Consider the following 17,198-nt stretch of genomic DNA (forward strand, 5'->3'; position numbering starts at 1 on the left):
GCCTGCGGCGGCCCGCTGGGGGGCGCGGGGGGGGGCCCCAAAATCCCCGGCGTCCGGCCCCCCGCCTCGCGCGCTCCCCCGGGGCGCCTCACTTTTTGTTGTGCCCCCCGCCGCTGCGTGCCGCCGCTGCGTTCCGGCACCCCTCAGGCGTCGCCCATGACGAGACCTTCGATGGTGTGCTTCTGCGTCACGGGCACCAGCGTGTCGACGACCGCGCAGTCGAGGTGGCGGCGGACCCGCTCGGGCAGGCCCTCCCAGTACGACCGGGTCGCGGCGGTGTCGTGCCGGTCGCCGTTCATGGCCTCCGGGCCGTCGACCCCCAGAACCAGCACGGGCCGTGGCTTCGCCGAGTGGTTCGTGGTGCCGCGGTGGACGGTCAGCGCGCTGCGGGCGGAGACGTCGCCCCGCCGCGGGTACTTGCGTACGGCCCTCTCCGCGTAACGCGGGTAGTGGGTGCGCGGCGGGAACATGCCGTGGCCGAACTCCGGGCCGTCGTCCCACTGGGTGCCCGGCGCTATCTCGAAGGGGCCCATGTCCTCCTCGGTGTCGACGGCCGTCACGTTGAAGGCGAGCGAAGTCAGGCGCCGCTCGGCGCGGGTCTCCTGCGGCATCGGGAAGTCCCGGTGCCACGGCTGGTCGACCGCGCCTTCGAGCGGGACGTCGAAGCCCAGCTCGACGATCCGGTAGTCCGGGCCGAGCACCGCCTCGCAGACGGACCGCACCCACGGGTGCTCGACCAGCTCGACGAAACCGCGCAGCTGCTCGGGGTGGATCTCGACGTAGTAGCGGTTCGGGCCGCGCCCGACCGCGCCGCCGGGCCGCGCGAGCGCCTCCTCGAAGGCCACCTCGATGTCCTCGCGGAGGCGGTCGGTCCACTGCGGGGTGAACGCGCCCTTCCGCGCGGTGATGCCGTCCGTGTACAGGGCGTCCACGTCGGGCGTCACGTCGACGTCGAGACCGGCCAGAGCGGTCCGGGGATGGGCGTACCGGCTCACAGGTGCCTCCTGAGGGTTGCGCGGGGTGGTCTGGCGGTAGTTTTACATCGTTGATTGCAACGTGGCAATGGGGTGGATGCGCGTGTGCCACGATGTGGGGGTGAGCAGCAGCCTGAAAGACGTGGCCCTCCGTGCGGGAGTCTCCCCACGCACGGTGTCGAACGTGGTCAACGGCTCCGCGGCGGTCGCGGAGCAGACCCGCCTGCGCGTGCAGGAGGCGATCGACGAGCTGGGCTACCGGCCCAACCTCGCCGCTCGCAGCCTGCGCGCCGGCCGTACCGGCATCATCGGACTCGCCATCCCCGAACTGCACTCGCCCTATTTCGCCGAACTCGCCGGGCTGCTGGTGGACGAGGCCCGGCGCCGGTCGTGGACCGTGATCATCGACCAGACCCTCGGGGACGCGGAGGCGGAACGCCGCCTGCTCACCGGAGACGGGGGCCGCGTGATGGACGGGCTCGTCATCAGCCCCTGGGCGCTGAGAGCCCAGGACCTCACGGCCACCCCCCGCGCGCTGCCGGTCGTCCTCCTCGGCGAGCGGAGCCCCGACGGGCTGGCGGACCGGGTGGCGGTGGACAACGTCGCCGCCGCCGACGAGGCCACCACCCACCTGCTGGAGTGCGGACGCCGCCGCATCGCCGCCATCGGCCTCCAGCCGCACCTGGGGAACGGTACGGCCGACCAGCGGGCGGAAGGCTACCGGCGGGCGTTGCGCCGGGCCGGCGTCGAACCCCGCCCCGCGTGGGAGCGCCCCGTGACCTCGCTGCACCGGAGCGACGGGGCCCGCGCCATGGCGGACCTGCTCGACGGCGACCGGACCGGAGGCGGTGGCGGCGACGGCGGCCCGGGGGAGGGAAACGGGACCGGAAGTGGTGGCGGCGGCCTGGGAGAAGGTGACCACGCCGTCCCCGACGCGGTGTTCGCGTTCAGCGACGAACTGGCTCTCGGCGCCCTGCACACGGCCCGTGCGCGGGGAGTACGGGTGCCCGAGGATCTGGCGATCGTCGGATTCGACGACATCGAGGACGGCCGTTTCAGCTTCCCCGGCCTCACCACGGTCTCGCCCGACAAGCACCAGATCGCCGCGCGGGCCCTGCAGTGCCTGGCCGACCGCATCTACAGCCCCCGCAACGAGCTGCCCGCCCACGACCTGACGATCCCGCACCGGCTGATCGTCCGGGGGAGCACCGTCCCCGGGGCGTGACCCCGGCGGGGAACGGGGCCCGTGGACTCGGGGCGTGACCCCGGCGGGGAACGGGGCCCGTGGACTCGGGAAACCCGGGCGTGGAAGAGGGCCGGGACCGAGTGCGTACCACCTGGTCCCGGCCCTCTTCGCCGTCCCGCCGCCGTGTTCCGGCCGACTCAGTCCTCGGCCGGCACGTCCCGGCGTACCGACAGGAGGTCCTCCAGCTGCTCCTCGCGGGCCTGCGCGGCCACGAACAGCAGCTCGTCACCGGCCTCCAGCGTCTCCTCGGGGCTCGGGGTCAGCACCCGCGTACCCCGGATGATGGTGACCAGGGAGGTGTCCTCGGGCCACTCCACCTCGCCCACCTGAGTACCGGCCACGGCCGACTCGGGGGGCAGGGTCAGCTCGACCAGGTTGGCGTCGCCGTGGCTGAAGCGCAGCAGCCGGACCAGGTCGCCGACGCTCACCGCCTCTTCCACCAGTGCCGACATCAGACGCGGCGTGGAGACCGCGACGTCGACGCCCCAGGACTCGTTGAAGAGCCACTCGTTCTTGGGGTTGTTGACGCGGGCCACGACCCTCGGCACCCCGTACTCGGTCTTCGCGAGCAGGGAGACGACCAGGTTGACCTTGTCGTCACCGGTCGCCGCGATCACGACGTTGCACCGCTGGAGCGCCGCCTCGTCGAGCGAGGTGATCTCGCAGGCGTCCGCGAGGAGCCACTCGGCCATCGGGACCCGCTCCACCGAGATGGCGGTGGGGGCCTTGTCGACGAGCAGGACCTCGTGCCCGTTCTCCAGCAGCTCGGCCGCGATGGAGCGGCCCACCGCGCCGGCTCCGGCAATCGCCACGCGCATCAGTGACCGCCTTCCTCGGGGCCCTCGGCGAAGGCCGCCTCGACCTTCGCGACCTCGTCGGTACGCATCATCACGTGGACCAGGTCACCCTCCTGCAGCACCGTCTGGGACGAGGGCAGGATCGCTTCGCCCAGGCGGGTGAGGAAAGCCACACGCACCCCGGTCTCCTCCTGGAGCGTGCTGATCTTGTGACCGATCCAGGCGGGGGTGGTGTGCACCTCGGCGAGCTGCACACCACCGCTCGGATCGCGCCACAGCGGCTCGGCGCCGGACGGCAGCAGCCGCCGCAGCATCTGGTCCGCCGTCCAGCGGACCGTGGCCACGGTGGGGATGCCGAGGCGCTGGTAGACCTCCGCGCGGCGGGGGTCGTAGATGCGGGCCGCGACGTTCTCGATGCCGAACATCTCGCGGGCCACCCGTGCGGCGATGATGTTCGAGTTGTCGCCGCTGCTGACGGCGGCGAAGGCACCGGCTTCCTCGATACCCGCCTCGCGGAGGGTGTCCTGGTCGAAGCCGACCCCGGTGACACGACGGCCACCGAACCCGGAACCGAGGCGTCGGAACGCCGTGGGGTCCTGATCGATCACGGCGACCGTGTGCCCCTGCTGTTCCAAGGTCTGCGCGAGAGCTGCTCCGACTCGCCCGCAGCCCATGATGACGATATGCACCCTGTGCCTACCTCGCAGTCCTGGTCGTCCGGCTGACCTGCGAAAACACTGTGCTCACAACTCTCTCTCGGCTTTCCGGGCAAAGAAACGGGGCAACCACGTCCGTCGTTGCCCGGGGATGAGCTTAAGCGGCATCCCCGTGCCCGCCTCACCCGAGTGTGCGTTCGGCCGTGCACCTCGGCAAAGGCGGAGCGCGCGCCGGTGCAAGACGAGCGAAAGCGGCGGCAAAGGCGGAGTAAAGAGGGAAGGCGCCAGGTGCCGCCGCAGGCCCCGGAGCGCCGCTCGGGGCCGCGAGGCCCACGGGAGCGGGCGGAACCGTCACTCGCGGGTGACCTCTGGTGCCTGAATGGACGCGCGGTGTCACACCTGGCCGCCCGGGCGCAAGGATTCCGTTAAGGTTTGCGACTCCTTTTCCGCTGATCGCAGGAGATTGGGGTGGAACGGGGTAGCGGAGGGCGCCGGGCCCCCGGGCAACGCTTACGATCCTCTGCGTGTCCAAACTGACCGACGTGCCCAAGCGGATCCTGATCGGACGGGCGCTGCGCAGCGACAAGCTGGGAGAAACCCTTCTCCCCAAGCGCATCGCCCTCCCCGTCTTCGCATCCGACCCGCTGTCCTCGGTGGCGTACGCCCCGGGAGAAGTTCTCCTGGTGCTCTCCATCGCGGGCGTGTCGGCGTACCACTTCAGCCCGTGGATCGCGGTCGCCGTCGTGGTCCTGATGTTCACGGTCGTCGCCTCGTACCGGCAGAACGTCCACGCCTACCCGAGCGGCGGCGGCGACTACGAGGTCGCCACCACCAACCTCGGACCCAAGGCCGGACTCACCGTCGCCAGTGCGCTGCTCGTCGACTACGTCCTCACCGTCGCCGTGTCGATCTCCTCCGGCGTGGAGAACCTCGGCTCCGCGATCCCCTTCGTCATCGAGCACAAGACGCTCGCCGCCATCGCGGCGATCGTGCTGCTGACGCTGATGAACCTGCGCGGAGTGAAGGAGTCGGGGAAGCTCTTCGCCATCCCCACCTACCTCTTCGTGGTGGGCGTCTTCATCATGATCGTCTGGGGTGCCTTCCGCGGGCTGATCCTCGGTGACGACATGCACGCCCCGACCGCGGACTTCACGATCAAGCCGGAGCACGGGGGGCTGGCCGGTTTCGCCCTGGTCTTCCTGCTGCTGCGCGCCTTCTCCTCCGGATGTGCCGCGCTCACCGGTGTCGAGGCGATCAGCAACGGCGTACCCGCCTTCCGCAAGCCGAAGAGCAAGAACGCCGCGAACACCCTCGCGATGATGGGCCTGCTGGCCGTCACCATGTTCTGCGGGATCATCGCGCTGGCCATGGTCACCGACGTGAAGATGGCCGAGAACCCGGCGAAGGACCTGTTCCACAACGGCGCCTCGGTCGGCTCCGGCTTCACCCAGGACCCGGTGATCTCACAGGTCGCCGCCGCGGTCTTCGGAGACGGTTCGTTCCTCTTCATCGTCCTCGCCGCGGCCACCGCCCTGGTGCTCTTCCTCGCGGCCAACACCGCGTACAACGGCTTCCCGCTGCTCGGCTCGATCCTCGCCCAGGACCGCTACCTGCCGCGCCAGCTGCACACCCGCGGCGACCGGCTCGCCTTCTCCAACGGCATCGTGCTGCTGGCCGGCGCGGCCATCCTGCTGGTCTGGGTCTACGGGGCGGACTCCACCCGCCTGATCCAGCTCTACATCGTCGGCGTCTTCGTCTCGTTCACCCTCAGCCAGACCGGGATGGTCCGGCACTGGAACCGCCACCTGCGCACCGAGACGGACCCCGCCAAGCGCCGCCACATGGTCCGCTCGCGCGCCATCAACACCTTCGGCGCGTTCTTCACCGGCCTGGTGCTGGTCGTCGTCCTCGCCACCAAGTTCACCCACGGCGCCTGGGTCGCGCTGCTCGGCATGGTGATCTTCTACGGAACGATGACCGCGATCCGCAAGCACTACGACCGGGTCGCCCGCGAGATCGCCGCCGACGAGACCCCCTCCGACGAGACCGTCCGGCCCTCGCGGGTCCACGCCATCGTCCTGGTCTCCAAGCTCCACCGCCCCACCCTGCGCGCCCTCGCCTACGCCAAGCTGATCCGCACGGACCACTTGGAGGCGCTCTCCATCAGCGTCGACCCGCAGGAGACCAAGGCGCTGCGCGAGGACTGGGAGCGGCGCGGCATCAACGTCCCGCTCAAGATCCTCGACTCCCCGTACCGCGAGGTGACCCGCCCGGTCATCGAGTACGTCAAGGGGCTGCGCCGGGAGAGCCCGCGCGACGTGGTGAGCGTGTACATCCCCGAGTACGTCGTCGGGCACTGGTACGAGCACCTGCTGCACAACCAGAGCGCGCTCCGGCTGAAGGGGCGGCTGCTCTTCACCCCGGGGGTCATGGTCACCTCGGTGCCGTACCAGCTGGAGTCCTCCGAGGTCGCGAAGAAGCGGGCCCGCAGGCGCGCGGAGTGGACCGCCCCGGGCTCCGTCCGGCGCGGACCGGTCGAGCGCCGGCCCAAGGAGCAGGTGAAGAAGCCCTGAGGCTGAGGTCGGGCCGGTGAGGTTGGGGCCGGTGAGGTCGGGCCGGTGAGGTTGGGCCGGCCCCACGTCCCCGGACGGGGTCGGGCCGGCCCCCGTCCCTCGGGCGCTCCGTGGTGAACGGCCGGGCGACTCCCACGTAGACTGGTGGGCTGTTGTCCGGCCGTGTGCGTCGGACCGCCGTCCGGCAGGGGCCGCGGGAGTCCGTCCGCGTCCGCCGGCCCGCTGCCCGCCTTCTGTTCGTCACCCCCCGATCTCTGGAGCCTCCCCTCATGCAGAACGAATCCACGTCGTCGCTGGTCGGGGAGGAGTACGAGGTCGAGGTCGGGCCCGTCGCGCACGGAGGCCACTGCATCGCCCGTACGGCCGAGGGCCGGGTGCTCTTCGTACGCCACACGCTCCCCGGCGAGAAGATCGTCGCCCGCGTCACGGACGGCGACACCGACTCCCGCTTCCTGCGCGCCGACGCCGTCACCGTCATCGAGGCGTCCAAGGACCGCGTGCCGGCCCCGTGCCCGTACGCCGGTCCCGGGATGTGCGGCGGCTGCGACTGGCAGCACGCCAAGCCGGGTGCCCAGCGCCGGCTGAAGGGCGAGGTCATCGCCGAGCAGCTCCAGCGCCTCGCGGGCCTGACCCCGGAAGAGGCCGGCTGGGACGGCACCGTCATGCCCGCCGAGGGCGACAAGCTCCCCGCCGGCGAGGTGCCCGCCTGGCGCACCCGTGTTCAGTACGCCATCGACGACGAGGGCCGCGCCGGACTGCGCAAGCACCGCTCCCATGACGTCCAGCCGATCGACCACTGCATGATCGCCGCCCCCGGCGTCACCGAGCTGGGCGTCGAGAAGCGCTCCTGGCCCACCCTGGCGGGCGTCGAGGCCATCTCCGCCACCGGCTCCCACGACCGCCAGGTCGTCCTCACCCCGAAGCCCGGCGGCCGACTGCCCCTGGTCGAGCTCGACAAGCCGGTCTCCGTCCTGCGCGTCGAGGAGCACGACGGCGGCGTCCACCGCGTCCACGGCCGCGCCTTCGTCCGCGAGGTCGCCGACGACCGCACCTACCGCGTCGGCTCCGGCGGCTTCTGGCAGGTCCACCCGCAGGCCGCCACCACCCTGGTCCGCGCCGTCATGCAGGGCCTGCTGCCCCGCAAGAACGACACCGCCCTCGACCTCTACTGCGGCGTCGGCCTCTTCGCCGGCGCCATCGGCCAGCGCATCGGCGAGAAGGGCGCGGTCCTCGGCATCGAGTCGGGCAAGCGCGCCGTCGAGGACGCCCGCCACAACCTGAAGGACCTCGACCGGGTCCGCATCGAGCACGGCAAGGTCGACCAGATCCTGCCCCGCACCGGCATCACCGAGTGCGACCTCATCGTCCTCGACCCGCCCCGCGCCGGCGCCGGCAAGCAGGTCGTCAAGCACCTCTCGGGGCTGGGCGCCCGCAAGATCGCCTACGTCGCCTGCGACCCGGCGGCGCTGGCGCGGGACATCGCGTACTTCCGGGAGGGCGGGTACAAGGTGCGCACGCTGCGGGCGTTCGACCTGTTCCCGATGACGCACCACGTGGAGTGCGTGGCGATCCTGGAGCCGGTGAAGAAGGACGACTGACCTGGGGTTTTGTGGGGTCGGGCGCAGTTTCGACCTCTCTCCATGCTGGAAAGAGGTCGAGGCGTTATGGCCTGCTCATTCGGTTTCTGACCTGGGATTTTTCGTCGCAGTGGCTGGTTGCCCGGTCTACGGACGGGGCTTTCCGGAAGTGCTGACGCTGGATGGCGCTTGTTCTGTCGGTTTGTCGGGCGAGTTCTACCGGGCGCGGGCAGCTGTCCGTGCAGCCCCGAGGCGAGTGTTTTCCGTCAGATCTTGATCACGGTGGCTCGTGTTCCAGCAGACTGACTTCGAGGACTCTGCCGTGGGCCCGGGAGTATAGCCGGGGGCTGTTCGACTTGGCGGCCGGTCAAGGCGCTCAGGGGGTAAGCGCCGTGCAGTCCTCACCGTCGACGATCCCTGTTCTCGGAGGGCTGCCGACGATTCGTACCACGGGTGAGCCCGGCGAGCAGATTTCGGCATGCAGCGCACGCCTGCCTCGGCGGGCAACCGATGGACGGTTGGTGCGGGGGTGCCGTTACGCCGCGGCGGTCCGAGCGATCTCGGCTGCCGTCGGCACGGGAACGACCTCGATACTCACCCCGCGTGTGGCGAGCTCCCTTGCCGTTTGGTGGAGCGTGATTTGAGAGAAGGCGAAAAGCGAGTCGGGGGTGAATGTGGCTCCGGACTTGTGCCGGATCACAAAGACCAGTCGGCGAGGTGTGAAGTCCTGGGCCAGTCTGATTCTCCTGTTGCTGTCCCGTGCGACCCGGCGGACGAACTGGCTGCGCGCCTCGGGTGAGTTGATGAGAAGTTCGACGGCGACCTGTGCTTGTCCGAGGAGGTGGCTGAAGGAGCCCGAGGAGCCGGACTGTTTGACCAGAACAAGGGTTCCATCCGGAGTCAGCAGGTCGCAAATTTCGACCCGGTCGGTGCGCTTGAGGGGGTTGTTGATGAATTCGCCGTCGAGAAAAAGCCATTCGGGCCGGGCTTTCGAGACCGTTCGGTTGTAGGTGCGTTCGTTGGCGCCCTCGGGCCAGTGCGGCAGGCCGTACACGGCGGCATTGGTGAACATCTGTCGCAGGTTGTCTCGGACGGATTCGATGTAGTGGGCGCCGAGCTCGAACCAGTCTCCGTCCAGAAGGCAGTACGTCCGTGGCCCGAGAGAGACATCGGCCTGAATCCATTCCAGGGCGTGGGTGGTTGCCAACGGGATGGAAGATCTGGGCGACGGGTCGCGGTGCAGGGTCACCGTGCCGTCACGCAGAGCGGCGATACGGGTGCCGGGGCGGTGGATCCTGGCCCGGGTGAGGACGTACTCCAGGTCGAAGCCGTCGCAGAGGTAGGCCTCGGTGCTGCCGATGCAGGTCCGGTAAGCGGTGGCCTCGGCGTACGTCTCGTGCAGATCGAGGGGTACGGAGAACGAGATCCGTCCGTCGACGGGGGCGCCGAGCAGACGGTCGAGGGCGGCCTCTAGCGCGGTGCGGGTGACCGTGTCGGTGACCGGGACGATGTGGTCGACGAATTCCAGCTCGGGGTGTGGGACGTCGTCCTGGCGGACCCGGGTGATCGTGCGCAGGTCTTCGACCAGGTCGGCCGGCTCGATGCCGAGCGGGAGCCGCAGGCCGACGCCGCCATGGGCGGTGAAGGCCCGGCCGTTTGCATGGCGACTTCGGGTGAGCGGGACGTCGTCGAGGTGGCCGCCGAGGTGGCGGACCACCCGCGCTTGGTCGCGGATACCGAGTGCCGGGACCGAGGTGCCTGCGGCTACCAGGGAGATGTCGGTGCGCGGACGGCCGAGCGCTTTGGTGACGGCTCCGCTGATGTGCCTGGGGTCGATCACGCGGATGGCGAAGGAGAGGCCGAACCGCTTGTCCTTGAGGGCATCGGGAACCAGGCGATACCCGTTGCCGCAAGTCACGGCGTAGACCTGACCGTCGACGGCGAGGAGCAGCAGGGCTCCGGTGCGGCGGACGGGTTCGAAGACAGTGATCCCGGTGGTACGGGCGTTGGGGGCGCACCAGGTGTCGGCGGCCTCCTCCTTGCCGTACGTGAGGTAGATCGCGGGCACGCCGAGGACCACGGGGTCGTGCAGTTCGGCTCCCAGCCGGTCGAGCTGTTCATGGTCGAGGGCCTCGAACATCGCCTCGGGTGTCGGAGAGACGGTGGGAAGTCGATAGACGGTGCGGACTGCGGTGTTGGTGGCCATGCGAAGTTCTCCGAGCGTCTGCGGGGGCGATGCGGGAAGGCTGGTCGAAGCCTCACCCGTATGCACAGAACGATGACAGTAGGTTGTGTACGTTGTCAACGCAATGTTGGTGTTCTCGTGGTCGTGCTGCTGCGTGTACGGTGGCCGCATGTCGGACCAAGCTGCCCCCGCCACCGGCCCCCTCGTCACCGGATCAGAGATCGCGAGGCTGGCCGGCGTCACCCGCGCCGCCGTGTCCAACTGGCGACGCCGCTACGAGGACTTCCCCCCGCCCTCGGGAGGTGGGGCGAGCAGCCCTCTTTTCGCGCTTGCCGAAGTCCAGGCGTGGCTGGAGAAGCAGCGGAAAGGGCAGGAGGTCTCGGTCGAGGTCCAGCTCTGGCAGGAGCTGCGAGCCGCCTACGGAGAGGACATGATCGCTGGACTCGCCGATGTGGCCGAGCTGCTCTCCGAAGCGCACGGTCGACGGCTGCCGGAGCTGCGCCTGCCGCGAGAAGCTGTGGCCCGTGTCCGCTCACTCGCCGAAACCGAGCGGCCCGTTGACGTCGTGAACGCACTGACCGAACGTTTCGCCGACGCAGTACGACGCGCCGGGTCGGATCAGGTGACGTCCCCCCGCCTGGCCCTTGCCGTACGACACTTCGCTCCGCCGCTGCCGCCCGGGGCGACGGTCTTCGATCCTGCCTGCGGTATCGGTCTGTTGCTCTTCTCCGTCGCTGGGCAGACCGGGGTGCTCTGCCGCGGGCAGGAGGCCGATAGCGACTCCGCGCGGCTCGCCAGGCTCCGTGCCGCCCTGTCCTCGATGCCCGACACCCAGGTCGAGGGGGGCGACTCGCTCCGCGACGACCGATGGTCCGACCTCCGGGCCGAACTCGTGGTCTGTGATCCTCCGGTAGGTGTCACCGGATGGGGCCGCGAGGAACTCCTTCTCGATCCACGCTGGGAACTCGGCACCCCGTCCAAGGCGGAGGGCGAACTTGCCTGGCTGCAGCACGCCTACGCACACACTGCGCCGGGCGGGCATGTTGTGATCGTGCTGCCCGCCTCGGTCGCGTACCGCAAAGCCGGGCGAAGGATCAGGGCCGAGCTGGTCCGCAGGGGCATCCTCACCCAGGTTGTCGCCCTGCCGCCGGGCACGGCCTCCTCGCACGCCCTCCCCGTTCACCTCTGGACTCTGCGTCGTCCTGGGCCGGCCGACGTCTCTCCGGCCACGGTGCGAATGGTGGACCTCACCGCCAACGACCCCGACGGTAGCCTCGCCCCCCGCCCCGAGCAGATCGTGGACGTCCCTTCGATCAGTCTCCTCGACGACATGGTCGATCTCACCCCGGGCAGCCACCTCCAGGCCGTGCACCGCGACTACTCCGGCGAGTTCACGGCCCTCCGTGGCGATCTGGAGGAGCAGCTGCACCGGCTGGCCGCGCTGCTGCCTCAGCTGCGGCCCGGTACGGGGGCAGGCTCGCTCGACGGTGCCACGGCGGGCGTCGCCGAACTCCTCCGGGCCGGCCTCGTGACCTACGAAGGCCCGGAGCCGGTCTCCGCCAGCGACCAGCTCGACACCGATTACCTCCAGGGCTTCCTGCGCAGCCCGGCCAACACCCGCCGTGCCACCAGTGCCTCCGGCACCTACCGGCTGGAGGCCAAGGGCGCAAGGATTCCGCAGCTGGCCATCGAGGAACAGCGCCGCTACGGTGCGGCCTTCCGGGAGCTCACCGAATTCGAGGTGACGATGCGGGCCGTGTCCGAGCTCAGCCGCCGGCTTGCCGAGCTGGCTCGCGACGGACTTTCCAACGGCGCTCTGGCCCCGGAGGACTGAGGACATCCGGCGGGGCGGCTCCGGGAGGCGGAGCTGCCGCAATGCCGGGGCCCCGCAGCCCCGGAGCCACCCGTTCACACCTGGGTCGGCAAGAACTCGCTCGGTCTTCCGGTCCAGCTCACGTTCAGTGCCTCGCGCGCCCTGGTGCAGGCGACGAAGAGCAGGCAACGTTCGCGCAGAAGGTCGGCTTCGTGCTGCGGTGCGTCCGCCTCCAGCGGGGTGATCTCGCGGGCGAAGGGCACCGTTCCCTTCGTGACCCCGAGCACGGAGACCGCCCTGAACTCCAGCCCCTTCATGGCATGCATCGTGGCCAGCCGTACCCCTGGCGTCTCCGCGGCGACCTGCCCCTTCACCCGCACCACCGGGATCCCGGCGTCGTTCAGCCGAGACTCCGCCGCGTCCAGTGCCAGGTTGAACCGGGCGCACACTCCGATCTCGTGAGGTGCGAGCCCTTCACCGATCCAGGCCTGAACCCGATTCACGAGGGCGGCGTACTCCTCCTGCTGGGAGGCGTACCCGCCGGCCTCGGGCTGGCGGCCGCGCAGCAGCGAGCGGTATCCGGCCAAGGAGTCGGTTCCTTCGCCTTCCAGTGCGTCGACGCTGACCGGTGCGAGCAGCCGCGCCGACCAGACCAGGATTTCCTCGGTGGAGCGGTAGTTGAGACGCAGCCGGAAGCTGCGGCCGGCGGTGGCGATCCCCAGCGAGCCGAGCGACACCCGTGAGTCGTAGATCCGCTGGTGGGGGTCGCCGGTGAGGAACAGATCGTCGGGGCCGGGGGAGACGGCGGCCCGGAGCACCCGCCACTGTGCGGGGTGCAGGTCCTGTGCCTCGTCCACCACGACATGGTCGTACGGGGCCGGGCCGACGGCGAGCAGGTCAGCCGCCCGGGCACAGACCCGCAGGTGGGTGGTGGCACCGCGCTCGAGCAGCAGCTTCTCGAACCACTCGACGCCGTTCCATACGAGCCCGCGCCTGGCCGCTCCGAGGCCGGTGCCGCGTCCGCGCCGGCTCGCCGCGAGATAGCCGTCCAGATCACGGATGTCCTGGCCGAGCACCACGTGACGGTACTCCTGCGCCAGGAAACGGGCCTGGAACGGCAGGTCCAGCTGCTTGGCCGTCTTCTCCCAGAGCTGCCGCTGGTCGCGGTCGCCCACCGGCTTCGGGATGACGCCGGTGTGCTGCCGCACCACGCCGTTGGCATAAGCGTCGACGGTCGTGACATCGACCCGTGAGAGGAGGAGTTCGTCGCCTTGGAGGAGAAGACCGAGCATGTCGCGCAGTCCGGCGGCCAGCGCGTTGGTGTACGTCGTCAGCAGGATCCGGCTGTCCGGCGACCGTTCCAGCAGGTGCCGGACCCGGTGGAGCGCGGCCACGGTCTTCCCCGTCCCCGGGCCGCCGGTAACCTGCACCGGACCGCCGTACGAGGTGCGGTGGGCGACCCGCCGCTGGGAAGGGTGCAGGAAGACCCGCCAGGCCGCGAACGGTTTCGCCAGGATCTCCTCCAGCTCTTGCGGACCGGTGACGAGGCGAATCCGTGCGGTGGTGTTGCTGATGACGGTGGCCAGGTCCTCGTCCGGCTCGGGCGGCGCGTTCGCCGGGCGGCGCACAGCCACCACGTCCCGGTAGACCTCCTCCGGCGAGAATCCTTCCGTGAGGTACTGGAGGACCTCCAGCTGGTCCTCGGGCAGCAGCGTAGCGAACGCCTCCAGCTGCGCCTTGTCCGCCATCGAGCGCGCCGCGCGCAACACCTGCGCGTCGATGCCCAGTTCGCGCAAGACTCCGTCGGAGACCCCGGAGAACAGCAGCTTCGGCGCCTTGCGGGAGGCCGTCTCGTACAGCGGTGTCAGCTCGTCCAGTGCGACCGCGTCGCGTACCTCCAGGCCGCGGGTGGCGCTGTTCGTGCTGTACAGGCGCTTCGCCGCCCAGGTGTACGCGTCGTCGTGCGGCAGCACATGGACGAGGAGGAAGAGATCGCTGCCGTCGTCCGGCGCGAGGACCACGCCGCGCCAGAAGTCGGTGATCCGTATGGTGCGCATCCGCCGGTCACGGGTGTTCTCCACGGACTCCAGATGCAGACCTTTGTCAGCGTTGAGCTCGGCCACGGTCAGAGCCTGAAACTTCGTCATGGCCTTGCGGACACCGGCTCTGACCGGCTTCTCCAGGGTGTCGAATCCGTCCCAGAAGCTCTGGGCGAAGGCGAGTCGGGGCATGGGCCGTTGGCCCCCTCTCCGTGAGTGTCAGGCGATGGGCCCGGCCAGGCGGGCGGCGAGGTCCCGGAAGGTTTGCAGCAGTCCCGCGGGTTCCGAGGTGAGGTCGAGACTGTGCTGGTGGAGTCGGAGACCGCCGGTGCCGCGCACCTCGGTCGTCCGCTTGGGCAAGCGGCCCGCCGCGTACACGAGATGCGCCTCGCGCAGGCCGAGCACGGTGGCGTAGGCGAGCGCTTGGTACAGGTCGGAGTTCGGGTAGCCGTGGGCCCGGCGAGACTTCTCGGTCTTGTACTTGGCGTCGACGACGGCGACAGGTGTACGGCTGTCCACGCCGTACACCACCAGATCTGGCTTCATCCGAATCTGGCCGTCCGGGTCGAGAGCGTGTACGTCCTGCAGCCGCGCCGTCAGGCCGTACTCCCGGAGGGCTTCGCGCAGAGCGACCGTCACGAAGTCCTCGAAGAGCTGGTTCATGTCGAGCAGGAAGCCGTCCAGGGCAAGCGGGCCGGCCCGGTGCTCCGGCGAAGTGGAGCGCAGTACGGCCTCGGCGAGCCGCAGGGCGGGCTGATAGCGGGAGTTGAGACGGGACGGCCGCCAGCGTGGCAGGCCCTGGCCGCTGACCAGCGAACCGGCGTCCGCGAGGCGGATTCGCTGGTGGGCGAGACGGCGCCGAACCGGCCCAGGCACGGAGGGCAGCCGCAGCAGCCGTTCCACCGCGGCGCGCAGTATGCGGTTCTCGGCGATGTCGGCGGTGTACGCGTCGTAGGCGATCTCGGCGGGCGGCATGCGGCCGAAGTGGAGCCGGATCTGCTCGGCCTCCCGCAGTCGGCCCCGTACCACCATCGCGGACTCCGCCACCTCCCGGTAGCCCTGGAGGACCCCCTGCCGCAGCGCGACGTTGATCTGCCGTTCCACCGCGTACGCGAGCGCGGGTACCACCTCGTCGTGCGCGCCGGTGCTGACTGTGCCCTCACGGCTGTCGCGCCAGGCGCTGCCCGGGTCGAGGCTGAAACCGAGCAGGAAGAACAGCCGCCCCACTGGTGTCTTGGGCGCGATCCGCAGGACCGTCCCGCCCGGCAGCCGGACCGCGCCGATGTGGTGGCCCGCACGCAGTCTCCAGTGTCCGGGTCGCTCGGGGTCCGGCGCGGCGGTGTCGAGGAACCGCGCCGCGACCAGGGCCCGCCCGGTGGCCGCTTCCAGCGGTACGGACAAGGCGGCGCCGTACTCCCGCAGTGTGATCTCGCCCGGGATGTAACTGCATGCTGGGCCCGCGCCGTCAGGCGCATTGCCGTCAGCGGTCGGGACGTCGCCGTGCGTCAGGGCGGTGGGGCCCGCCGCGCTCCCGCTCATGACCGCCGGTTCCGCTCGCGTAGCGCGTTCAGGCCGTAGCGGGCATCGACGTCGATGCCCTCGCCGTAGTGGTGCTCCTCAAGCAGGGGGAGGATCTTGGTACGCCAGGTCCGGTCGAGGCCGCCCTCACGGTATACGCCGGGCTTCATCAGGTAGGACGGGCCGATGGCGAACTCGGGATCGTCGATCGCCGTGTTGAGGGCATCGAGCAGGCGGGCCGGCTCGGGGTCCTTGCCCTCGCGCTTCAGCCAGCGGCTGAGGAGACCGGCAGTGGGCTCCACGCGGGGGGAGAGCTCCACGAAGGCGAAACGACGCCGCATCGCCGCGTCCACCAGCGCGATCGATCGGTCCGCGGTGTTCATGGTGCCGATCACGTACAGGTTCGGCGGCAGCCCGAAATCGTCCCCGGAGTAGGTGAGTCGCACCGAGCGCTTGCGGTACTCCAGGAGGAAGTACAGCTCGCCGAAGACCTTCGCCAGATTGGCACGGTTTATCTCGTCGATGATCAGGAAGTGCGGTACGTGCCGGTTGCCCTCCCGCGAGGCGGTGTCGGCGAGCTCCCGTAGTGGTCCCGCCGTCAGCCGGAAGGCGACCTCCCGTGTCTCGGGGTCCTCGACCGGACGGAAACCCTCGAAAAAGTCCTCGTACGCGTAAGACGGGTGAAATTGGACAATCTTGACCTGCTCAGGGCCGCCGCCGAAGTACTCGGCCAGCTTCAGCGCCAGATACGTCTTTCCTGTGCCGGGCGGACCGTAGAGAACCATCTGTCGGTCGTCGATCAGGAGTTCGCGCAGCTCGTCGAGAAAGGAACGGTCGTGGACCAGGAGCTTGCGGGCGAACTCGTCGGTGACCTCGGGGAAGGCCAGGAGGCGCTGTTCGGAGGATTCGAGGACCTGCCCAGCCTGCTCCGGCGCCGTCTCCGGGTCGCCGGTGAGCGCGGTGAGCTGTTCCAGAACGGGGGTCAGGTCGACCACGTCGTGCTGGGCGGAGAGCTTCTGCTGCACCCCCTCCGGCAGTTCCTCGTACGGATGGGCGGTCTCTTGCCAGGCCACCGGGCGCCGGAGGTTGGAGAGACCGCCGGGGGAGCCCGACTGCACCAGGTCGCCGGTGATCCGCCCGAGGTGGAGCAGGCCGTCGCTGAGGGTGGCGACGGTGTCGCCGATCCGCATCTGGGTGAAGAAGGCGTGCAGTTCGTCGACGAGACCGCGCTTCTGGTGGTAGGTCGCCGAGCCCTCGTAGCCGTCCTCGACGAAGCGGCGCAGCACGCTCTTGGTCGGGTCGGGCTCGTCCACCTGCGGCAGGTGGGGTGCGTCGAGCGAGACGAAGCCTTCCTTCAGCCAGACCCGGCGGACCAGGTTGTGGCCGGAGACGTTGTTCCCCCGCACCAGCCATGCCTTCTGCGGGGCCCGCCAGCTCTGCGGCAGGAAGTCGCCCAGACGGTGTCCGTCCTCGGTGCTGCGCCAGGTGCCGGGGCCTGTGGCCGCGTAGCCGAGAACCAAGGAGGCCGCGGCGGACGGCGAGTTGCACACTATGTCGTGGGACGTCGTCCAGGCGCTGGGGCGGGGCCCGTCGGCGAGCGTTCCCTTCTCCCGCAGTCCGGAACGGTGTCGGCGCGCGGAGTCGCTCAGCCCCGGCCAGTCCCGTGCAGACACCGCTGAACCTGCGGTCACCAGGAACTTGTGCGACCCGTTGTCGCCGGGCTCGGCGAGCAGGAAGCCGCAAGCCTCCCCGGCGTCCTCGGGCAGAGCGATCCGGAAGTCCGGGAAGCCGGGAAGACGTTCGGGGAGCTGCGGCATGGG

At 70.1% G+C, this 17,198-nt stretch carries 11 protein-coding genes; 4 read left to right on the forward strand and 7 right to left on the reverse strand.

What is annotated here, in order from left to right:
* Positions 1-143 precede the first annotated feature (143 nt).
* Positions 144-965, reverse strand: coding sequence for a phytanoyl-CoA dioxygenase family protein (locus ACFWEP_RS00450; RefSeq protein ID WP_387363403.1), 822 nt, complete (start codon positions 963-965; stop codon positions 144-146).
* A 130-nt stretch (positions 966-1,095) separates the two neighbouring features.
* Between ACFWEP_RS00450 and ACFWEP_RS00455 the strand changes: the two genes are divergently transcribed.
* Positions 1,096-2,199, forward strand: a complete 1,104-nt coding sequence (locus ACFWEP_RS00455) for a LacI family DNA-binding transcriptional regulator (protein WP_387363185.1) — start codon at positions 1,096-1,098, stop codon at positions 2,197-2,199.
* 158 nt (positions 2,200-2,357) lie between these two features.
* Here ACFWEP_RS00455 and ACFWEP_RS00460 read toward each other — a convergent pair whose 3' ends face one another.
* Both ACFWEP_RS00460 and ACFWEP_RS00465 read right to left on the reverse strand, forming a co-directional pair.
* Entirely contained in the window at positions 2,358-3,038 is a 681-nt protein-coding gene (locus tag ACFWEP_RS00460) for a potassium channel family protein (RefSeq protein WP_387363188.1), read from the reverse strand.
* A complete protein-coding gene (locus ACFWEP_RS00465; RefSeq protein ID WP_387363191.1) occupies positions 3,038-3,706 on the reverse strand; it encodes a potassium channel family protein in 669 nt (222 codons plus the stop codon). The genes ACFWEP_RS00460 and ACFWEP_RS00465 overlap by 1 nt, the downstream gene beginning before the upstream one ends.
* Positions 3,707-4,197: 491 nt before the next feature.
* On the opposite strand from ACFWEP_RS00465, the gene ACFWEP_RS00470 reads away from it, so the two are divergent.
* The gene (locus tag ACFWEP_RS00470; protein ID WP_387363194.1) at positions 4,198-6,246 is read left to right on the forward strand and encodes an APC family permease; all 2,049 of its coding nucleotides are present in this window, start codon (positions 4,198-4,200) and stop codon (positions 6,244-6,246) included.
* A gap of 269 nt (positions 6,247-6,515) precedes the next feature.
* Positions 6,516-7,844: a class I SAM-dependent RNA methyltransferase gene (locus ACFWEP_RS00475; protein WP_387363197.1), complete on the forward strand. Its 1,329-nt coding sequence runs from the start codon at positions 6,516-6,518 to the stop codon at positions 7,842-7,844.
* Between the two features lie 514 nt (positions 7,845-8,358).
* Here ACFWEP_RS00475 and ACFWEP_RS00480 read toward each other — a convergent pair.
* Positions 8,359-10,029, reverse strand: a complete 1,671-nt coding sequence (locus tag ACFWEP_RS00480) for a TIGR04141 family sporadically distributed protein (protein ID WP_387363200.1) — start codon at positions 10,027-10,029, stop codon at positions 8,359-8,361.
* Positions 10,030-10,177: 148 nt separating this feature from the next.
* Between ACFWEP_RS00480 and ACFWEP_RS00485 the strand changes: the two genes are divergently transcribed.
* Entirely contained in the window at positions 10,178-11,842 is a 1,665-nt protein-coding gene (locus tag ACFWEP_RS00485) for an N-6 DNA methylase (RefSeq protein ID WP_387363203.1), read from the forward strand.
* A gap of 74 nt (positions 11,843-11,916) precedes the next feature.
* On the opposite strand, the gene ACFWEP_RS00490 is transcribed toward ACFWEP_RS00485, so the two are convergent.
* From ACFWEP_RS00490 to ACFWEP_RS00500, 3 genes are read right to left on the reverse strand one after another with little or no spacing between them, the layout of a single operon-like run.
* Positions 11,917-14,052, reverse strand: a complete 2,136-nt coding sequence (locus ACFWEP_RS00490; RefSeq protein ID WP_387363206.1) for a UvrD-helicase domain-containing protein — start codon at positions 14,050-14,052, stop codon at positions 11,917-11,919.
* 27 nt (positions 14,053-14,079) lie between these two features.
* A complete protein-coding gene (locus ACFWEP_RS00495; protein ID WP_387363209.1) occupies positions 14,080-15,399 on the reverse strand; it encodes an McrC family protein in 1,320 nt (439 codons plus the stop codon).
* Positions 15,396-17,195: a DUF4357 domain-containing protein gene (locus tag ACFWEP_RS00500; RefSeq protein ID WP_387363213.1), complete on the reverse strand. Its 1,800-nt coding sequence runs from the start codon at positions 17,193-17,195 to the stop codon at positions 15,396-15,398. Before ACFWEP_RS00500 ends, ACFWEP_RS00495 begins: the two co-directional genes overlap by 4 nt.
* Between the last annotated feature and the right edge of the window lie 3 nt (positions 17,196-17,198).

This window comes from Streptomyces sp. NPDC060198, assembly GCF_042728415.1.
Lineage (GTDB): Bacteria > Actinomycetota > Actinomycetes > Streptomycetales > Streptomycetaceae > Streptomyces.

What these genes read in the sequence shown, in the direction of transcription:
- ACFWEP_RS00460 (WP_387363188.1), bottom strand. Translation starts at nt 3,038, where the DNA reads ATGCGCGTGGCGATTGCCGGAGCCGGCGCGGTGGGCCGCTCCATCGCG.
- ACFWEP_RS00475 (WP_387363197.1), top strand. Translation starts at nt 6,516, where the DNA reads ATGCAGAACGAATCCACGTCGTCGCTGGTCGGGGAGGAGTACGAGGTC.
- ACFWEP_RS00480 (WP_387363200.1), bottom strand. Translation starts at nt 10,029, where the DNA reads ATGGCCACCAACACCGCAGTCCGCACCGTCTATCGACTTCCCACCGTC.
- ACFWEP_RS00485 (WP_387363203.1), top strand. Translation starts at nt 10,178, where the DNA reads ATGTCGGACCAAGCTGCCCCCGCCACCGGCCCCCTCGTCACCGGATCA.
- ACFWEP_RS00490 (WP_387363206.1), bottom strand. Translation starts at nt 14,052, where the DNA reads ATGCCCCGACTCGCCTTCGCCCAGAGCTTCTGGGACGGATTCGACACC.
- ACFWEP_RS00495 (WP_387363209.1), bottom strand. Translation starts at nt 15,399, where the DNA reads ATGAGCGGGAGCGCGGCGGGCCCCACCGCCCTGACGCACGGCGACGTC.
- ACFWEP_RS00500 (WP_387363213.1), bottom strand. Translation starts at nt 17,195, where the DNA reads ATGCCGCAGCTCCCCGAACGTCTTCCCGGCTTCCCGGACTTCCGGATC.